The 18,301-nt window shown below is 56.4% G+C and carries 17 protein-coding genes; 7 read left to right on the top strand and 10 right to left on the bottom strand.

Annotated features, from left to right (window positions below):
* Positions 1 to 8 precede the first annotated feature (8 nt).
* The 5 genes from prfA to kdsA are packed head-to-tail and all read left to right on the top strand — an operon-like array spanning position 9 to position 4,027.
* Entirely contained in the window at positions 9 to 1,091 is a 1,083-nt protein-coding gene (gene prfA, locus B1H58_RS18495; protein ID WP_085071902.1) for a peptide chain release factor 1, read from the top strand.
* Positions 1,091 to 1,918, top strand: coding sequence for a peptide chain release factor N(5)-glutamine methyltransferase (gene prmC, locus B1H58_RS18490; protein WP_085071901.1), 828 nt, complete (start codon positions 1,091 to 1,093; stop codon positions 1,916 to 1,918). Before prfA ends, prmC begins: the two co-directional genes overlap by 1 nt.
* Before the next feature lie 14 nt (positions 1,919 to 1,932).
* A complete protein-coding gene (locus B1H58_RS18485; protein WP_085071900.1) occupies positions 1,933 to 2,331 on the top strand; it encodes a SirB2 family protein in 399 nt (132 codons plus the stop codon).
* Positions 2,328 to 3,137: an invasion regulator SirB1 gene (gene sirB1, locus B1H58_RS18480; protein ID WP_085071899.1), complete on the top strand. Its 810-nt coding sequence runs from the start codon at positions 2,328 to 2,330 to the stop codon at positions 3,135 to 3,137. Before B1H58_RS18485 ends, sirB1 begins: the two co-directional genes overlap by 4 nt.
* A 35-nt stretch (positions 3,138 to 3,172) precedes the next feature.
* Entirely contained in the window at positions 3,173 to 4,027 is an 855-nt protein-coding gene (gene kdsA, locus B1H58_RS18475; protein ID WP_085072369.1) for a 3-deoxy-8-phosphooctulonate synthase, read from the top strand.
* Between the two features lie 83 nt (positions 4,028 to 4,110).
* Here kdsA and chaA read toward each other — a convergent pair whose 3' ends face one another.
* On the bottom strand, positions 4,111 to 5,208 hold the full coding sequence (chaA, locus tag B1H58_RS18470; RefSeq protein WP_085071898.1) for a sodium-potassium/proton antiporter ChaA: 1,098 nt from the start codon (positions 5,206 to 5,208) through the stop codon (positions 4,111 to 4,113).
* Between the two features lie 392 nt (positions 5,209 to 5,600).
* On the opposite strand from chaA, the gene chaB reads away from it, so the two are divergent.
* Both chaB and B1H58_RS18460 read left to right on the top strand, forming a co-directional pair.
* Entirely contained in the window at positions 5,601 to 5,831 is a 231-nt protein-coding gene (gene chaB / locus B1H58_RS18465) for a putative cation transport regulator ChaB (RefSeq protein ID WP_085071897.1), read from the top strand.
* Positions 5,832 to 6,129: 298 nt separating this feature from the next.
* Complete coding sequence (locus B1H58_RS18460) at positions 6,130 to 6,807, top strand: gamma-glutamylcyclotransferase (protein WP_085071896.1); 678 nt, start codon at positions 6,130 to 6,132, stop codon at positions 6,805 to 6,807.
* A gap of 9 nt (positions 6,808 to 6,816) precedes the next feature.
* Here the strand turns inward: B1H58_RS18460 and B1H58_RS18455 are convergent, their stop codons facing one another.
* From B1H58_RS18455 to B1H58_RS18415, 9 genes are all read right to left on the bottom strand, one after another.
* Positions 6,817 to 8,235, bottom strand: a complete 1,419-nt coding sequence (locus B1H58_RS18455; RefSeq protein ID WP_085071895.1) for a serine/threonine protein kinase — start codon at positions 8,233 to 8,235, stop codon at positions 6,817 to 6,819.
* 54 nt (positions 8,236 to 8,289) lie between these two features.
* The gene (locus tag B1H58_RS18450; protein WP_085072368.1) at positions 8,290 to 9,216 is read right to left on the bottom strand and encodes a hypothetical protein; all 927 of its coding nucleotides are present in this window, start codon (positions 9,214 to 9,216) and stop codon (positions 8,290 to 8,292) included.
* Between the two features lie 191 nt (positions 9,217 to 9,407).
* Entirely contained in the window at positions 9,408 to 10,184 is a 777-nt protein-coding gene (locus B1H58_RS18445; protein WP_085071894.1) for a PP2C family protein-serine/threonine phosphatase, read from the bottom strand.
* Complete coding sequence (tagH, locus tag B1H58_RS18440) at positions 10,181 to 11,359, bottom strand: type VI secretion system-associated FHA domain protein TagH (protein WP_085071893.1); 1,179 nt, start codon at positions 11,357 to 11,359, stop codon at positions 10,181 to 10,183. Before tagH ends, B1H58_RS18445 begins: the two co-directional genes overlap by 4 nt.
* Positions 11,360 to 11,394: 35 nt before the next feature.
* Positions 11,395 to 12,090 (bottom strand): type VI secretion system-associated protein TagF, encoded by a 696-nt coding sequence (gene tagF, locus B1H58_RS18435; protein ID WP_085071892.1) that lies wholly within the window; start codon positions 12,088 to 12,090, stop codon positions 11,395 to 11,397.
* A gap of 10 nt (positions 12,091 to 12,100) precedes the next feature.
* Complete coding sequence (gene tssM / locus B1H58_RS18430) at positions 12,101 to 14,215, bottom strand: type VI secretion system membrane subunit TssM (protein ID WP_085071891.1); 2,115 nt, start codon at positions 14,213 to 14,215, stop codon at positions 12,101 to 12,103.
* Positions 14,215 to 15,429 (bottom strand): type IVB secretion system protein IcmH/DotU, encoded by a 1,215-nt coding sequence (gene icmH / locus B1H58_RS18425; RefSeq protein ID WP_085071890.1) that lies wholly within the window; start codon positions 15,427 to 15,429, stop codon positions 14,215 to 14,217. Before icmH ends, tssM begins: the two co-directional genes overlap by 1 nt.
* An 85-nt stretch (positions 15,430 to 15,514) precedes the next feature.
* Positions 15,515 to 15,970, bottom strand: coding sequence for an SH3 domain-containing protein (locus B1H58_RS18420; protein WP_085072367.1), 456 nt, complete (start codon positions 15,968 to 15,970; stop codon positions 15,515 to 15,517).
* Between the two features lie 423 nt (positions 15,971 to 16,393).
* The gene (locus B1H58_RS18415; protein ID WP_085071889.1) at positions 16,394 to 18,181 is read right to left on the bottom strand and encodes a methyl-accepting chemotaxis protein; all 1,788 of its coding nucleotides are present in this window, start codon (positions 18,179 to 18,181) and stop codon (positions 16,394 to 16,396) included.
* Between the last annotated feature and the right edge of the window lie 120 nt (positions 18,182 to 18,301).

Raw genomic sequence — 18,301 nt, 5'->3', positions numbered from 1 at the left:
CATACCAGATGAAGACTTCTATTGTTGCCAAACTGGAAGCCTTGCAGGAGCGCCACGAAGAAGTGGAAGCGATGCTTGGCGATGCCAGCGTCATCGCCGAGCAGGAGCGTTTCCGTGCGCTGTCACGCGAATATGCCCAGCTTACCGACGTCAGCCAATGCTTCCGTCAGTGGCAGCAGGTGCAGGAAGATATCGCCACCGCCGAGCAGATGCTTAGCGACGCGGAAATGCGCGACATGGCAATGGACGAACTGAAAATCGCCCGCGCGCAGAGCGAAGAGCTGGAACAACAGCTGCAGGTGCTGCTGTTACCGAAAGATCCCGACGACGAGCGCGATTGCTTTGTGGAAATACGCGCAGGCGCGGGCGGTGACGAAGCCGCTATTTTTGCCGGCGATCTGTTCCGTATGTATAGCCGCTTCGCGGAATCGCGGCGCTGGCGCGTTGAGGTGATCAGCGCAAACGAAGGCGAACATGGCGGTTATAAAGAGATGATCGCGCGCGTTAGCGGCGAAGGCGCTTACGGCCGACTGAAGTTTGAGTCGGGCGGTCATCGCGTGCAGCGCGTGCCGGAAACCGAATCTCAGGGCCGTATTCACACCTCCGCCTGTACCGTTGCGGTGATGCCGGAGCTGCCGGAAGCGGAGCTGCCCGATATTAATCCGTCCGATTTAAAAATTGATACTTTCCGCTCGTCGGGCGCGGGTGGTCAGCACGTTAACACCACCGATTCGGCTATCCGTATCACCCACTTGCCTACCGGCATTGTGGTGGAGTGTCAGGACGAACGCTCCCAACATAAAAACAAGGCCAAGGCGCTATCGGTACTGGGCGCGCGTATTCATGCGGCGGAAATGGCCCGCCGTCACGAGCAGGAAGCCTCCACGCGTCGCAATTTGTTAGGCAGCGGCGACCGCTCCGATCGTATCCGTACCTATAACTTCCCGCAGGGTCGTGTGACCGACCATCGTATCAACCTGACGATCTACCGCCTGGATGAGGTGATGGAAGGTAAGCTTGACAGTCTGATCGAACCGATTGTGCAGGAGCATCAGGCGGATCAGCTGGCTGCGCTTGCCGGGCAGGATTAATGGATATTCGCAGTTGGTTAAAAGCCGCTTGCGCCACGCTGTGCGGCGGCGACAGTCCGAAACGCGATGCCGAAGTGCTGCTCTCTTTTGTCACGGGAAAATCGCGCAGCTGGCTGATGGCGTTTGATGAGACGCCGCTGGATGCGGTGCAGCTGGCGCAGCTCAATGCCCTGATCGCCCGGCGAGCCCGTGGCGAGCCGATTGCGCATCTCACCGGTGAGCGCGAGTTCTGGTCGCTGCCGCTTACCGTTTCGCCGGTCACCTTAATTCCCCGTCCCGATACTGAAATTCTGGTGGAGCAGGCGCTGGCGCGTCTGCCTGATTGCGCCGTGGATATTCTCGATCTCGGCACCGGCACCGGCGCGGTGGCGCTGGCCATCGCCAGCGAGCGGCCCGATTGCCGGATTACTGGCGTCGATCAGGTGGCGGATGCGGTGGCGCTGGCGCAGCACAATGCGCAAAAGCTGCAGATCGCCAACGTCACCTTTTTGCTCAGCGACTGGTTTAGCGCGCTGAACGATCAAAAGTTTGCGCTGATTGTCAGCAATCCCCCCTATATTGATGCCGCCGATGTGCACTTACAGCAGGGCGATGTGCGCTTTGAGCCGCTCAGCGCACTGGTGGCGCAAGAGCAGGGGCTGGCCGATATCCGACATATTGCCCAGGCGGCACGGCATTATCTGCTGCCGGGCGGGGCGATAATGCTGGAGCATGGCTGGCAACAGGGGGAGGCAGTGCGTACTATCCTCTCTGCCCAGGATTATCAGGACGTAAAAACCTGCCAGGACTATGCGGGTCACGATCGTGTAACGATCGCCAATTATTAAACAGGGAGATCATGATGGCTGCTTATTATGGCGTAATTAAACATTTCCATTTGCTCACCGTCGCCGTCACGGTGCTGCTGTTTATTCTGCGTTTTTTCTGGCTGCAACGCGGTTCAGCCATGATGTCGCAGCGCTGGGTGCGCATCGTGCCGCATATCAATGATACGTTACTGTTTATTACCGGGATAACCCTGGTGATGATCACCCATTTTTATCCGTTTACGCCGCAGGGTTCATGGCTGACGGAAAAGCTGTTTGGCGTTATTATCTATGTCGCCCTGGGCGTAGTGGCTTTTGGCCGTCGTCCACGTGAGGCTAAAGTACGCTGGATTGCCTTTATCGTGGCGCTGGCAGTGCTGGGCATCATTATTAAGCTGGCCGTAACCAAACTGCCGCTTTTGGGGATTGTATGACATCAGTAACAAATATCGATTTTAGTAAAGCGCCGCTGTGTGAAGCGGTGATCGCCACCTCGCGCGCTATCCGCAATGATTTTCCAGCAGACGCGGTTAACGCACAGCTGCAGGCACTGGTAGAGGAAGCGCGCATTTACGTTTCGACGGTAGAGGGGCCTGATTTTCAGCTGGAGAAGCTGCTGGAGCTGTTTTATAAAAAGTGGAAGTTTGGCGGTGCCAGCGGCGTCTATAAGCTTTCCGATGTGCTCTGGCTGGATAACGTATTAAATACGCGCCGGGGAACGGCGGTATCGCTCGGCGTGGTGCTGTTGCATATCGCGCATCAGCTGGAGCTGCCGCTGATGCCGGTGATTTTCCCGACGCAGCTGATTTTACGCGCCGACTGGATGGATGGCGAAATGTGGCTGATCAACCCCTTTAACGGTGACACGCTCAGCGAACATACGCTGGAAGTCTGGCTCAAGGGCAATATCAGCCCAACGGCAGAGCTGTACGACGAGGATCTGGATGAGGCGGAGTCATCAACCGTTATCCGCAAAATGCTGGATACGTTGAAAACCGCGCTGATGGAAGAGAAGCATATGGAGCTGGCGCTCAACGTCTGCAACCTGTTGCTGGAAATCGATCCGGACGATCCGTATGAGATTCGCGACCGTGGTCTGATCTACGCACAGCTCGATTGCGAACACGTTGCCCTGACCGATCTGATCTATTTTGTTGAGCAATGCCCGGAAGATCCGGTCAGCGAAATGATTAAAGTCCAGATCCATGCGATTGAACAGAAACAGGTGACGCTGCACTAAGCGGCGTAAGCCATTCAATGAAAAAAGGCGAAGGCATGAAAGAAAAAGTTGTCAGTATCGGTGATATTCAGGTTGCTAACGATCTGCCGTTTGTACTCTTTGGTGGAATGAACGTACTGGAGTCGCGCGATTTGGCGATGCGCATCTGCGAACACTACGTGACCGTGACCAATAAGCTGGGCATCCCTTACGTTTTCAAAGCCTCTTTCGATAAAGCTAACCGCTCATCCATTCACTCTTACCGTGGCCCTGGCCTGGAAGAGGGAATGAAGATTTTCCAGGAGCTGAAGCAAACGTTCGGCGTGAAAATCATTACCGACGTACACGAAGCGTCACAGGCGCAGCCGGTTGCGGACGTGGTGGATGTGATTCAGCTGCCTGCGTTCCTGGCGCGTCAGACCGATCTGGTAGAAGCGATGGCTAAAACCGGCGCGGTCATTAACGTGAAGAAGCCGCAGTTTGTCAGCCCGGGTCAGATGGGTAATATCGTCGAGAAGTTTGCCGAAGGCGGTAACGACAAAGTTATCCTGTGCGATCGCGGCGCTAACTTCGGTTATGACAACCTGGTTGTAGATATGCTGGGCTTCAATGTCATGAAGCGCGTCTCTAACAACAGCCCGGTGATATTCGACGTAACCCATGCGCTGCAAACGCGCGATCCGTTTGGCGCTGCGTCCGGCGGTCGTCGTGCGCAGGTGGCAGAACTGGCGCGCGCCGGTATGGCGGTGGGCATCGCTGGTCTGTTTATCGAAGCGCATCCGGATCCGGCTAATGCGAAATGTGACGGTCCGTCCGCGCTGCCGCTGGACAAGCTGGAACCTTTCCTGGTGCAGATGAAAGCTATCGATGACCTGGTAAAAAGCTTCCCGGAGCTGGACACCAGCAAGTAATTGTCAGGCATTCAGGATCAAAAAAGCAGCGGCCAAACCGCTGCTTTTTTATTGCTGTCGTTACGCGCTGGTGAGCGTCCGGATTACAGCATAATTGTCATCAGATAGCCGGTAAATAACGCCAGATGCGCGCAGCCGTTCAATACATTGGTACGGCCGGTAGAGAACGAGATGTTACACAGGATCAGCACCGCGCCCATCATCACCATATGCGGCGGCTCCAGACCAAAAATTAGCTCTTGTCCGGTCAGTGCGGCGATCAGCGTTACCGCAGGCACCGTGAGTGAGATGGTCGCCAGCACCGAACCAAAAAAGAGATTCATGGCGCGCTGCACCTGATTTGCCAGCACCGCTCTGATTGCGCCCAAACCTTCCGGCGATAAAATCAACAATGCGATCAGGAAACCGGTGAACTGTTTCGGCGCCTCCAGCTCCGTCAGCAAATGTTCCAGCGGCCCGGCGTTCATTTTGGTTACGGTGATCACCGCTACAAGATGAATCACCAGCCAGACAGCGTGCCACAGGCTGCTATGCGCAGAAGGTTTGCCATGATGCGGATCGTCATCATCGCCTTCATCCTCATGCTCATAGATAAACAGGCTCTGATGCGTCTTGGTCTGGATCAGCAGGAAAACGCCATACATGGCGGCGGAAATAGCGGAAATAATCAGGGCCTGAGTGGTGGTGAAATTGCCGTTTGGCAGGGCGTTAGGAAACACCAGCACCAGAATTGCCAGCGGGAAAATGGCAATCAAATACTGTTTTACACCGGCGAGGTTAACGTACTGCGTGGCAAATTTACGTCCGCCCAGTAGCAGCGCAAAACCTACCAGCCCGGCGGTGACAATCATAATGATCGAATAGAGCGTATCACGCATCAGCGCAGGCGCTGCGTTGCCGGTCGCCATTAGGGCAGAAATTAAGCTGACCTCCAGAATCACCACTGACAGGCTCAGGATCAGCGAGCCGTAGGGTTCACCCAGCCGGTGCGCCAGTACATCCGCGTGACGCACAACGCTAAATGCGCTACAGAGGATCCCCACCAGCGCTAACAGGTTAATCGAGACGACCAGCGGCATCGTATCCGCGCTACCATACAGCCACAACACGGCCAGCGCAGCCAGAGGAAAAAAGAGTGAGTATTCGGTATGGCGGGTTTTCTTGCTGTCATGCGTACCCATAGGCAATAGTATTCTCCTGTCTTAACGATACATTCCTTGTTACAGAAACCCAATGGTGAGCCTCTAAAGATTAAACGCTGTTATGTTTTTTACCAGCGTCCACAGTGTAATGACTCTGAATAAATGCGCATTATTTTTTACTTTGTTTTACCTGTTGTCATAAATGGCATGACAGAGGGGGTTTTTTAAGGGATTTGCTTTTAAAGCACTTTTTTATCAGGCAGTTAAATTATTGTAAGGCTAAATAAACAAGACCTTTTCAGCCGGAAAGAGCCATGAAATCAGTGTTTATGGCAGTTCTGCCAGGGAAAACATCAGCAAGCGCTGGTCTGTACAGTTTGCGCAAAAAACAATGCCAGGCCACACTTAAACTCACTAATACAGGAGGAAATATGCCTTATAAAACCACAGCTTCACTGCCGGACAACGTAAAAAACGTTCTGCCCGCCCATGCTCAGGAAATTTATCAGGCAGCTTTTAACAGCGCCTGGGATGAATATAAGGATAAAAAGGAACGCCGTGACGATGAATCGCGGGAGGAAGTCGCGCATAAGGTGGCATGGGCAGCGGTAAAAAATAAATATGAAAAGGGCGATGACGATAAGTGGCATCCCAAAAAGTAGGCTAATCGCCGGGTACGCCGCGCTGCGCGCCCGGCCCGCAGGGGCTGCATACTGCTTCCCGCCGTGAGCCGCATCAACTGCTGGAAAAATTTCCCTTAAATCCCTCAAGACTTACGTTAAGCCGCCGATGCTTTTTATAACATTGTACTCTTATGTGATCGGCTTCACGCTTGCAAGCGCTGGCGGAAATGAATAAGGTCTTTTTAATCCTGACGAAACCACAGTAAAGCTGAAGCCATCGGCAACGAAATAAAAGCGGTTCGACAGAGGAAAGAAAGGCAAGGCTAAGGAGGTAAGGTTGTTAACACGCGAATTCTTATTAAAAGCAGACTGTAAAACCGCTTTTGGCGAAATTGAGGAGTCGCTGTTATGGACCTGTGAACAGCGCGCGGCATCGCTGGCAGCAACGCTGGCCTGTCGACCTGATAACAGTCCGGTATGGATTTTTGGTTACGGCTCTCTGATGTGGAATCCGGTTTTTGAAGCGGAAGAGGTGGCAGCGGCGACGCTGCACGGCTGGCACCGCGCTTTTTGCCTGCGGCTAACGGTGGGACGCGGAACGGCGCAGCAGCCCGGACGGATGCTGGCGTTAAAAGAGGGCGGCATTACCAGCGGGCTCGCTTTTCGTCTGCCCGACGATCGCCTGCATGAAGAGCTGGAGCTGCTGTGGAAGCGGGAAATGGTGACCGGCTGTTATCTACCCAGCTGGCGCGAGCTGACGTTAAAAGATGGCCGTCGCGTTACGGCGCTGGTATTTATTATGGATCCGCGTCACCCCCTGTATGAAGCGGACACCTGCTCAAAAACTATCGCGCCGCTGATTGCACATGCCAGCGGGCCGCTGGGCACCAATGCACAGTATCTGTTTTCTCTGGCGCAGGAGCTGCATCAGCGCGGTATGGAAGATACCGCACTGTCCGATCTTGCCAGGCAGGTGCGCGAACTTCAGGTCTCGCATCACAGCTTACAGGGCTAGCCTGACAGATTATTTGCTGCGTGCCGGATTAATTAGCCAGGTGCCGGCGCGATTAATCTCCAGCTGCTGGCTGTGTACGCCATCCTCCTGATGCACTTCAATCAGATAACGGCCTGCGGCCAGATTAAGCGCCGCATAGCCGTTATTGCTCGGCTTCACGTCCAGTGTTTCTCCGTTCAGGCTGACTGTTTCATTACTGCGCAAGCGGAGATAAACCGTGGCCATTGTCGGCCCGCTGCCCTGCGGCTGCTGTTGCGCCGCATCGCTTGTCGCATTGCTCTCACGGGCGGTGCTGGCCTGCTTATTGCCGCCGCTGTTCACCAGAACGGCGATAGCGATCACCGCCAGCAACGCACCGCCGCTCAGCAAAATCAACGGCAGCGAAACACGACGCGGCGTGCGCGGCGTTAATGGCTCGGCGCTGGAGGCGCCATGATTGACCGCCAGTACTACCGGCTCCGGCGTGGTTGCTGCTTCCGGCTCTTTCTCCTGAACCGCATTCACGGCGCTGACCAGCTGCTGTACATCGCTGACCGGCAGGGAAATAAGCGTCGCCAGCTCATCAACGGACTGGGGACGATCGGAAGGCTTCATCATCAAAGCGCGGTCCACGGCATGCAGCAACGACAGGGAATAACCTGCGGGCTGACGCTGCGCCAGCGGCTGATAGTGATCCTCGATACAGCGCACCACGCTGGCTGGCGGCGGGCTGCCGGTTATCAGCGTATGCAGCACCGCGCCCAGCGCATAAATGTCGGTCCAGGGGCCCTGATCGCTATCGGTCTCTTCGCTGTACTGCTCAATGGGCGCGAAGCCAGGCTTCAGCATGATCTCCGTTTCGTCAGAAAGGTTGCCGATCTCTTTGCGCGCTGAGCCAAAATCAAGCAGTACCGGCAGCTGGTTATCCTGGATTTGAATATTATCCAGCGCAATATCACGATGCAGATAGCCCGCCTGATGAATGGTACCAATTGCGCCAAACAGCGGAGGCAGCAGCTGACGTATCCACTCTTCATTGATGGTATCGGGATGCTGCTGTTGCCACGCTTTTAACGACATGCCGCTATACCAGAGCGTGCCCATATAGGCGGTGCCGTTCTCTTCCCAGAAACGCAGCACATGCAGCAGTCCGGGATGGTTAAAGCGCGCCAGCAGACGCGCCTCCTGAATAAAACTGCTCAGCCCGGCGTTGAACAGCTTGCCGAATCGCTCGCTGCGCAGGCCAAGCGAAAGATCGTCATTGCGTATCGCCAGCGACGCCGGCATATACTCTTTAATGGCGATGGTGCGCTCCAGCAAATGATCCCACGCACGGTAGACAATGCCGAAACCGCCGCCGCCAATCACATCCTTGATTTCAAATTCATTGAACCGATGACCCGCCGGGAGGGCACCAGCCACCATATTCTGTTCTTCATTTGCCGACATAGTTACCACTCTCTGAGCGTTTACGGCCTGTTTACTGCAGGCACGCGCCTGCGTTTAATTTAAGGTGCGGTATGCGCCAATCGCCGGATCGGCGAGGTCGGGATGCAGCGCATCCACCAGCATAACGTTTATCTTTTGTTTGGCGGGCAGCATACCGGACCAGGCTTTGCGCACCGCATTCACCCGTGCCCGGACCGCCGTAAGGTCCTGAGCCGTGCTTTTATCCATTTTAATCAGCAGCGTGCCGCTGAACTGCCACACATGAAGATGATTATCAAAAGGCAGGATCAGCCAGCTATCTTCCGCGCCGGTATTGGTCACCACCATGCGCTGGTTATTGATATTTACCATGCTTAGCATGGCGTTGTCCGGCTTCAGACCGATCAGCGGATAGCCCTGCCAGAAATTTACCGTTACCGGCTCGCTTTTGCCGTTGCTCACCAGCGTTAGCTCGCTGGCGCCCTCCAGCCAGCCCTCGGTCGAGCAGCTCAGGTTGCGATTATCGGGAATAAACATCGACTGACCGTTATCGTCCCACCAGGTGCGGAAATGGCAGCCGCCCGGCAGTTCGAAGTGCTGAAGCGGCTCCGTGTTGGCGGGGCGAGAGAGATCGAGCGGAGCGGCATTATTGGCGTTTGCCGTCGCGGTTGCATCGGCGGTAACGATGGGCCGCCAGTTTTGTGCTTTCACTGCGGTTCCGCTGGCCAGCGCCGCACCCTGGTTATCCATCATCTCCCAGGGCAGCTCCTGCAATTTTCCACACTGATTAGCCAGCAGGGTACCGACGCGGGGCAAAAAGGAGGTTAATACCGTGGAATCTTTGCTTTCGCCGGAAACAATGCGCAGATGCAGCGTTTCCTTACACCAGTCCTGCGGCGCATTGCTGGCGACGTTATCAATAAACACCTCCAGCGCCATGCTGGGGGAATAAACCACGCGATAATTCTCGGCGTTGGCGGCGGAGGCTACGAAAAGCGCCATAACGCCATGCAGCCAAATGGCTGCTTTATGGCCAGTCACCCCGGTGCGCAGGGCATGGTGGCAGAGGCGTAATGCGCCCCGCGTTACAGTTAACGCAGAACAATCTGTCGACGACGTTGTGTGCATCTTTACCATCGGGCCGGACGCCCGACGCAGGCACTTGGTCAGCAATTTCATAACGCTCCTTGAAATTAATCGCGAGGCGGCAACAGGCGTGCCGAATCAGCCAGCGACTGTAATAATGTCGTCTCCTGCGGCGACCCGACCCAAATGGCGATGGCGCTCAGGTTATCGTTTTTGCGGGCCCGGTCGATGGCCTGCTGCATCAGCGTTAACCACTCCTCGCAGCTGTTTACCATGCGCAGCGCCTGCTCCATTTCAGCGGTGGCCAGATGAAGCCAAAAGCCATCGCTGCAGACTAAAAAGGCATCGCCATCCTCCAGCGTAATCACCTCGCTGTGGCTGACCTCGCGCATCGCTTCCGCCCCGAGCGCATTATAAAGTAAATTACTGTTAATGCCGGTATTTTCATAACCTGCATCCTTCATTCGCTGCGCCAGACTGTGGTCGTGCGTCACCTGTTTCAGGTAGCCACGACGGAAATGGTAAATGCGGCTATCCCCGGCGTGCGCCCACCATGCAAGCTGTTGAGTACGGTCAATAAACAGCGCGGCGAGGGTGGTGCTCATGCGCTGTAATTTCGGATTTATCTGCTGTGCTTCGCGGATAGCGCGATCGCTTTTTTCAATCGCCTGATAGCTCGCCTGAACGGAGAACGCCGGAAGCGAACTCAGCGTATCCAGCAGCGTATCACAGGCGATGCGCGCCGCCTGTTCGCCGCCGGGAAGACCGGCCACGCCATCGCACACCGCAAAGCAGGCGTTTTGTTCAGTCAGCAGATGGCCTACCCGATCCTGATTGTTCGTGCGCTCGCCCTGTTGCGAGGTAATGGCAAAGGCGATATTCATTCGTTCTCCGTTCGCGTCTGAGAGTCTTTGTACTGATTCACTTCCATGTCATAGGCGTGCAAAAAGGCTTCGCCGAACAGGGAGTGAAAATCATCCTCCAGCTCGCCGGCAGTGCGCTGGTAGCTGCGCATAAAATAGTCCCACAGCGCCGCTTTACGATGCGCGGTAAAAGGCATTTTTGGCAGTTGCCCATCCTGACGCGCATTCTCTTCCAGCCGCTGCGGATTAAATGACTGCAACATGGCGGCGATAATCGCCCGGATCCCGGCGATCATACCGAGCTGATGTGCCTGTAAATCCACCAGCGCATCGCGAACCGCCTGTTCCGGCTGCATAAAGCCTGGCATCTGGCTCTGGTACATCTGCATCAGCACCGTTTTGCCCGACGGTAAAATTTTAAAGGGATTGTTGGCTTCATTCAGGATCATGGTCATTTCAGCCTTAACCCCGCGCTTAAGAATCGAGCGCGAAGAGAGCAGAGCGACAGTACCCTGAGAAAACAGGCTCAGCATGCGGCCCGTCATCCGCATCTGTTCTTCAGTCAATGCATCCTTGCCATGATTATCCAGCCCCATCCCATCCAGCAGCGCCTGAATCAACCGATCATCGCTGCATGGCTGCGCGCCTTCAACGCCTTCTGCCTGTTCGCTGCGGTCGCGCGGCAGCGGGTCAATATCCAGCCGTGCGCCGCTGTGCGCGTTTGTCCGGCTGGAAGCGCTGTCGGTCGCGGCGGCGGGCTCCAGCGTGGAGGTCACCAGCGGAGAATAATCATATTGCGCCATCCCCAGCGGATCGGAGGTCTGTGCGTTTTGCTGAAACAGCGAGAGCGGATCAAAGCTGCTGGCCAGATTCTCACTGACGATTTCATGGCGTGGATCGCGCACGTCAATTTGATACTCACCGATGGTCAGGGTATCGCCGTGCTGCAGCAGAACCTGACTGTCGCGATCCAGCGGGCGTCCATTTAACACCACGCTGGTAACGCTGCCGTGATTGGTTAATCGACATTCACCCTGCGCTGAAACATGAACTACCGCCTGCAGGCGGGAAATGGCACGCGCTTCATCCGGCAGGACTAAGTCATTGTCCTGACTGCGGCCAATGGTTCCGCCGGGAGGTAAAAAGTCGACCGTCTGATAGGGCACGCCTGTCTGTTGCACAATGGTAAATCGCATGATGATTCCTGCATCAAAAGTCGGGACAAAAGGCACTACTCAAACATCGGTGGATAAAGACCGTTACGTCCCGGCAGCGCACCTGCGGCCGGGTTAAACAGCAGGGAAAAAAGCTGCGCGTTTAAAATGCCGCTGTGCTTGTGCGTGGCGTGAGGGAACCCGTCACAGCGGTTACTCCACCAGTAGCTGATAAAGTGTTGTGGGTTAAAGCGATCGGCGACTTCGCGCCAGCTCAAGGTGCAGGGCAGATCCTGATAGCCGATCACGTCCATAATAGCGGAGCGTTGTTTTTCTGGCACCGGCAGCGGGGGCAGCGACAGCAGATTTTGCTCCAGCGTATCGACCGGCTGCGATTCGCGCACCGCCTGCAGTAAACAGCCGCCCAGTTGGCGATACCAGTCGCCGGCGATAATCAACTGCGCCGGATGCCACTGTTCAGGGGTAAAGGTTTTTACCGCCACCAGCGGCCAGCTGCGACCTACGCGATCGCGTGAGGGCAGCAGGCAGCCCATCTGGATGCGCTGGAAACCGGGCGTGACTGGAATAATAAAGTTCCACACCGGCGCACGCAGAAAGGCTTCTGCCGTCACCTTCTGCTGGTGCCACTGGGTGATACCTTGCTGAAACCAGTTGGACCAGCCGGTGACCAGGCTATCCGACAGCCGACGCTGCAGGAAATCGCCGGTAACCGGTAGCTTGCCATACCAGCCCGGAGCTAATTTCTCCGCCATAACCATTTCCTCACTGATGCCGATTGCCCGCTCGCTGCGTTGTTTCTGCGGACGCGATCGCAAACTGCCTGCTGTCCGGCGTTGAATCCGCCAGGCTGGCTGCCAGCTTGCGCATAATTAATGCGTTGTCGCGAGCGAAAGGCGACGACTGTATCTGCCGGTCCAGCAGCTGGCTAAGATGCCAGTCAAGCTGCTGAAGATCGTGCGTGGTGACGTTTGCCGGCAGGGTACGCTGTAAGTTCTGCATCAACCAGCCGCGCAGGAACTCGCCATCATAATTGCGCGGCTGGTAAAGCATCTGATAGGCGCGCAGGGCATTACGGCTAAATTCGCTGTCGTTACCTTTATCACTGCCTAAAATGCGCGTGATTTCCTGCGCCACGCGGGGCAGCAGCAACGATTTCAGGGCGTTCTGATAGAGCACCCAGGCGGCGTCGCTAACTTGATCGCCGCGATAGAGTCCTGCCCGCATACTGAGCGGCGGATTATCCAGAGAAAAATTCTCTGCCTGCGGCAACTTCACCAGGCTATTCAAATAGGGTAGCAGATCGAAAATGGTGCCGGCGTTTTGGCGGGCAAGTTCCTCGCCCTGATGTGTCAACGGCGGGACGCGCTGTGCAATCTGCTGAAGATAGTGCTGGTTTTGCAGATAGCTGGTAAACCAGAGCCCGCAGGCCAGCAACAGCCCGGCGGCCATCGCGCCATAGGCGGTCCAGTGCAGCAGGCGGTTACGGTCTTCCCAGCGGCTATCGCTGCCGGCCAGTCCGCTTTCTTCAAAGATCAGGTCGCTCAGCAAGTGGCGGATAAAATAACTTTGCCCTTTGTTACCTGGAATGGGCGCGGCACGGTTCACGCTGTCCCAGGCGGCAATAGAGTGTTCGCCGGTGCGCGGCAACTGTAGTTTACGCGTCAGTTGCCCCATAATGCGATCGAACGGCAGGCCTTCCTGCGTGCCGCTGGTAAAAAACAGGCCGCGCGGCGACCAGGCGACCGCGCCGCCGACCGGCGAAAAGACAATATCCAGATACTCTGCCAAAAGCGGACGCAGCGAGGCGAACTCCTGTGGGAACAGGAAGCAATCGGCGCGCTGCATTAGTTCGTTTTGCTGCTCCATGCGGTGCGCCACGTCGCGCTGTAGCTGCTGCTGCAGCAGGGTAAACTGTTGCCCGAAATGGCCATTAAGCGGTGAGCTGCCGTCGCGGTTCGTCTCCCAGGGGAAGGTAAAGCCCCAGATGCGGTCGCGCTGCTGCTTATCCAGCGTAGCGAAATAGCCCATAAAGCCTTTCAGCAGATCGGTTTTTGTCACCATGATATAGACCGGAAACGCAATGCCGGTCTGCTGATGCAGTTCATGCATGCGTTGCCGCAGGGCGGTGGCCTGGGCATAACGCGCTTCGGCAGCATCGCTGAGCAGATCGGCGACGCTTATCGTCATGATTACGCCGTTGATCGGCTGACGCGCCCGAAAGCGTTTCAGCAGGGCGATAAACGTTTGCCATTCGCTGGCGTCGCGGGCGCGCTGGCTCTCCTGCAAGGTATAACGTCCTGCGGTATCCAGCAGTACGGCGCGATCGGTAAACCACCAGTCGCAGTGGCGCGTGCCGCCGATGCCGCGCACGGCGCTTTTGCCAAGGCTATCGGTTAAGGGAAACTCCAGACCAGAGTTCAGCAAGGCAGTGGTTTTACCGGCGCCTGGCGCGCCGACAATCATGTACCACGGCAGCTGATAGAGCCACGGCGCGCTGTAGCGCTGCCAGCGGCTGCCATGACGCTTACGACCAAATTGCGCTTTTTTCAGCAGAGTAATGGCTTCGTTAAAGCGCTCGGTCAGCATGCTTTCCGTTGCCTGTTGCTCTGCCGGGTCAAGCATCGCCTGCTGCTGCAAGTTCGTCAGCAGACGATTATTGAACCAGGCATTATACAGTCGGGGGATCAGCTGCATCAGGATCCAGAAAAAATAGGCGAGCCCAATCACCAGTTGGCGATTAAACACCGACTCCAGCGGGCGCGCATCGTTAATGACCAACAGCGGGCCAACAATCCAGATCAGGCAGGCAAAGGCGCTAATGCCGATAAAGCCCCAGGCCAGACGACTGGCAAGCAACGGGGGCCATGCTTTCTTCATTACGGCTTCTCCTTTTGCGCAGGGTTCACCGGCGCGGCGAACAACGTAATTTCGATACGTCGATTACGGGCGCGATTTTCTTCACTGTCGTTCGGCAGCAGCGGATCGCTATCGCCGCGTCCCTCCGCTTTGATCTGATGACCGACGGTGAGTTGCTGATTCAGCAGGGCGGTGATGGTTTTCGCCCGCGCCAGAGAAAATTCATAGCTCGACGGAAAACGATTAGTGCGCGGCACGCGGTTATCGGTATAGGCGGAAACCAGCAGCGTGCCTTTAATATCCTGTACCGCGTCGGCGACGCGCATCAGCAACGCGCGCCCTGAGCTATTCAGCGCGGTGGCACCCGGTTCGAAAAGTTTATCGGAGGAAAGGATAATTTTGCTGCCGAAAGGACCATCGCTGACCTCCAGCTGTCCTGCGGCCAGCACATCGCTCAAGCGCTGGCGTAAATTCAGAAGCGACTGCGGCATTGCCGCACCGCGTGACAACGTCACTTCAGGCAGCGGCGCCTGATAGATAGCGCGCAGCACCGGTTCAGCCTGGCTGCCCAGCCGCCAGTTAAGGCCGCTATAAATCAGCCCGGCAATTAACGCGGTAACCAGCAAACAGCTCCAGATCGGCACCGGCGGTCGCCAGAACTGGCTGGAAAGCGGTCTTGCCTCAACCGTTACGCTGGCGGGGGTATCCTGATTCTGTCGGGTTTCGGCAATCAGCTGTCCAAGGCGGGTGCGCAGGGTATCGCGCTGCTGACGGCCATTTTCGATGCCGCGATAGCGGCCTTCGTAGCCCAGCAGCAGACAATAGTGGATCACTTCCAGCAGCGCCAGATGCTGGGCCGGATTTTGCGACAGGCGGGAGAGCAGCTGGAAAAACTTCTCGCCACCCCAGCTTTCATTATGGAAGGTAACCAGCAGGCCGTTGCCCGACCAGACGCCGCGAATGCCCCAGGGCGTTTGTGCCGCCGCTTCGTCCAGCGTGCTGCAAAGACAGTAGCGGGCACCAATAATGGTTTCAAACGGCAACCCGGCCTGCTTGCAGCGATTTTCAAACTGACGCACTTCTTCCACCAGTTGCAGGCGCAGCCCGGCCGGATCGTCATGCGTGGCAGCCATACGAATATGCACAATGGTATTCAACAGCGGAGAGGCCGCTGCCAGTAATATATTATCCTTGCTCGTGTTATGTGCTTCACGGGCAGCATCTACAGGCGTCATTGAATCACATTATTCCAGACCGAAAATATCCCATTTTCAGCAGTAACCGGGAGTTCCTGCCGGGTCATGCGCCGGCAGGCGTAGTTTAATCAAGGATCCAGGTAGCGGTATTGGCTTTGCGACAGGCTTTACTGGCGCCGCCGACATCGACACAGACTTGCTTAGTGGCGCGGCGTGGACGTGGACGATCGTTGCGCAGCGTCTGCTCATAACGATCGCTGGGCACGCCCGCCTTCATCGGCACATAGCCGATAAGCTGCGTATCATCAGGCTCGGCGATGGCCAGCCAGTTATTTTCCACCTTGCCCAGCACCTGGAAAGGCTTGCCGTTTTCCAGATAGCGCACCACTTTGCCGCCGTAGTCGGGCGTGGTCATCACCGAGGCGTTGTACAGCGCGCGATAGCTTTCATCAATCGGCGTAAACTCGCCGGGCGCACTGACCGCATGACGATGGACCAGCGTCACGCCGTTGACGGTGCTGCTAACCAGCGTGTCGTCATTGACGGGCGGTGCAGGTGGTTTACAGCCAGCAACGGTCATAACAGCGAGTAATGTCAGCGCGAAACGAATTTTCACTTTGATCCTCACGATCTCATCAGATTATCTGGACAAAAGCCAGAGCGTGTAGCGCAGAGACGCGGCGGGCAAGCCTGATGCTTGCCGAAATTTGACGCGGCTGGCTGGAAAAATTGCTCAGATTTACAGAAAGATAAAACCAGGCTCAGTCTACCTGACACTTTTGAGATTTCAAACCATTGCGCGAGTCTGTTTCTCATGTTATTTGCGCGCCGTGCGTCACCTTAGCGGCATCGCCCGACGGCAACGTCAGAACATTATCTGGCAAGTATAGACAGCAAAGCAGGCGCGGCGCAGGCTTAATGCAATGCGCGAAAAAAGAAAGGGCGGTGGAAAGGGATAGCGCCCGACGACGCGCACGCACCGCCAGGCGAACTATTTCAGAATTTACAGACGGAAGTGGCCTGCGGTATCGGCCAGCTCGTTAGCCTGATACTTCAGCGCGCCAGCAGCGGCGGTAGATTGCACCACCAGTTCGGCGTTCTGCTGCACCATTTCATCCAGTTTGCCAATAGCCAGATGTACGCCCTGAATACCGTGCAGCTGCGTTTCACTGGCCAGCGTAATACCTTCCATAATTTCAGAAACGCTGGCCACATTGCTGACGATATCATCCATGCTTTCGCCCGCCATGCGGACATAGTGTGAGCCGGTCGCCACGCTCTGCGTGGTGCTGTCGATCAGGGCTTTAATCTCTTTCGCCGCCTGCGCGCTGCGCTGCGCCAGATTACGCACTTCACCGGCGACCACGGCAAAACCACGCCCTTGTTCACCGGCGCGCGCGGCCTCGACCGCAGCGTTAAGCGCCAGAATATTGGTCTGGAAAGCGATGCCGTCGATCACGCTGATAATATCGCCGATTTTACCCGATGCCTGTTCAATGGTTTCCATGGTGGCGATTACGCTGGAGACCACTTCGCCGCCACGTCGTGCGGCTTCAGAAGCCGAGGCCGCCTGCTGATTTGCCTGCATTGCCGACTGGGTTGATTCGGTTACCGACTGGCTAATCGCATCCATCGCGCTGACCGTTTCGCGCAGGTTATTCGCTGCCTGCTCGGTACGCCCGGAGAGATCGGCGTTGCCGCTGGCGATCTCATTGGCGGCAACCTGCACCGAGGCGCTGGCGTCGCGCAACTGCGTCATCACCGTAGCCAGCTTATCGGTAAAGGCGTTAAAGGCGCTGGCGATTTGCGAGACTTCATCATTGCCGTTGACCGGCAGGCGCTGGGTCAGATCGTTATCGCCAGAGCTGATCGCATGCATCGCATCACGAATCGACAGCAGGCGACGCATCAGCGCGCCAATCAGCAGACCAATTACCAGTGCGGCGACCAGAACCAGCAGGATCAGCGAAACCGCAGAGGCAGAAAGCAGCGAATGCATACCGGCGTACGCTTCCGCACGATCCAGCGCTACCACCAGATACCAGTCAGTGCCGCTAACCGGTTTTGCCAGCAGCAGCTTGTCCACGCCGCTCAGCTGGGCCGCCACCGGCGTGTCGCTGTGTAGCAGGGCGGGTACGTCAAGGTCGGGCAGCAGATTTTTCACCGGTTTCAGCGCCATATCCGCATCGCTGGTGGTCACAATCATGCCATTTTTATCGATCAGCAGGCCACTGCTGGCGGGCGTAGGATGAATAGAGCCGACGTTTGCGACAACGCTATCCATGGCCACATCGCCGGAGAGCACCGCCTGCAGCGTGCCGTTCTCTATTACCGGAATGGCGAAAGCCACCACCAGCTTACCGCTGGTGATATCGACATAGGGCGGCGTCACGATCGGTTTTCCAGCCGCCTGCGCCTGCAAATACCATGGACGCCCCGTTGGATCAAAATCAGGGGGAATGCCGGTCGCATCGGAAAATTTCGCTATTTTGCTGGCGTAGCCGGCATAAACGTTGGTAAAGCCGCCCGCTGCCGCCACCTGGCGGAACGCCGGGACCGGATCGGCCTCCAGCGCCACCGGCTGCAGCGAGGCGATCATGGTGGACTTGCTGTTAACCCATTCGGCAATCGCGGCATTATGGCTGTCGGCTACCGCTTCCAGCGTGCTGGTAATGGCCTGCTGATTATATTTTTCCGTTACCAGATAGTTCAGCGTGGCGTTAATCAACAACGCCACCACCACGCAGGCAGTAGTAATAGCAACAATACGGGCGCGAATTGAAGAAAGCATGGTGGAGCCTCATGAAACCGAGATCAGTACTTACGGTATCGGTTATCAGCCTCAACAACTTGAGGCTGATGCGTGAAATATAAGCAAAAGCTATCGCTTGCCTGTTGCGATAAGCGGCAC

This window comes from Pantoea alhagi (genome assembly GCF_002101395.1).
Classification (GTDB): domain Bacteria; phylum Pseudomonadota; class Gammaproteobacteria; order Enterobacterales; family Enterobacteriaceae; genus Mixta; species Mixta alhagi.
The sequence above is the reverse complement of the archived record's forward strand: the minus strand, read 5'-3'. Positions and strand labels throughout refer to the sequence as shown.

Coding starts and splice junctions, on each gene's coding strand:
- prfA (WP_085071902.1), top strand. CDS start 9: ATGAAGACTTCTATTGTTGCCAAACTGGAAGCCTTGCAGGAGCGCCAC.
- prmC (WP_085071901.1), top strand. CDS start 1,091: ATGGATATTCGCAGTTGGTTAAAAGCCGCTTGCGCCACGCTGTGCGGC.
- B1H58_RS18485 (WP_085071900.1), top strand. CDS start 1,933: ATGGCTGCTTATTATGGCGTAATTAAACATTTCCATTTGCTCACCGTC.
- sirB1 (WP_085071899.1), top strand. CDS start 2,328: ATGACATCAGTAACAAATATCGATTTTAGTAAAGCGCCGCTGTGTGAA.
- kdsA (WP_085072369.1), top strand. CDS start 3,173: ATGAAAGAAAAAGTTGTCAGTATCGGTGATATTCAGGTTGCTAACGAT.
- chaA (WP_085071898.1), bottom strand. CDS start 5,208: ATGGGTACGCATGACAGCAAGAAAACCCGCCATACCGAATACTCACTC.
- chaB (WP_085071897.1), top strand. CDS start 5,601: ATGCCTTATAAAACCACAGCTTCACTGCCGGACAACGTAAAAAACGTT.
- B1H58_RS18455 (WP_085071895.1), bottom strand. CDS start 8,235: ATGTCGGCAAATGAAGAACAGAATATGGTGGCTGGTGCCCTCCCGGCG.
- B1H58_RS18450 (WP_085072368.1), bottom strand. CDS start 9,216: ATGGCGCTTTTCGTAGCCTCCGCCGCCAACGCCGAGAATTATCGCGTG.
- B1H58_RS18445 (WP_085071894.1), bottom strand. CDS start 10,184: ATGAATATCGCCTTTGCCATTACCTCGCAACAGGGCGAGCGCACGAAC.
- tagH (WP_085071893.1), bottom strand. CDS start 11,359: ATGCGATTTACCATTGTGCAACAGACAGGCGTGCCCTATCAGACGGTC.
- tagF (WP_085071892.1), bottom strand. CDS start 12,090: ATGGCGGAGAAATTAGCTCCGGGCTGGTATGGCAAGCTACCGGTTACC.
- tssM (WP_085071891.1), bottom strand. CDS start 14,215: ATGAAGAAAGCATGGCCCCCGTTGCTTGCCAGTCGTCTGGCCTGGGGC.
- icmH (WP_085071890.1), bottom strand. CDS start 15,429: ATGACGCCTGTAGATGCTGCCCGTGAAGCACATAACACGAGCAAGGAT.
- B1H58_RS18420 (WP_085072367.1), bottom strand. CDS start 15,970: ATGACCGTTGCTGGCTGTAAACCACCTGCACCGCCCGTCAATGACGAC.
- B1H58_RS18415 (WP_085071889.1), bottom strand. CDS start 18,181: ATGCTTTCTTCAATTCGCGCCCGTATTGTTGCTATTACTACTGCCTGC.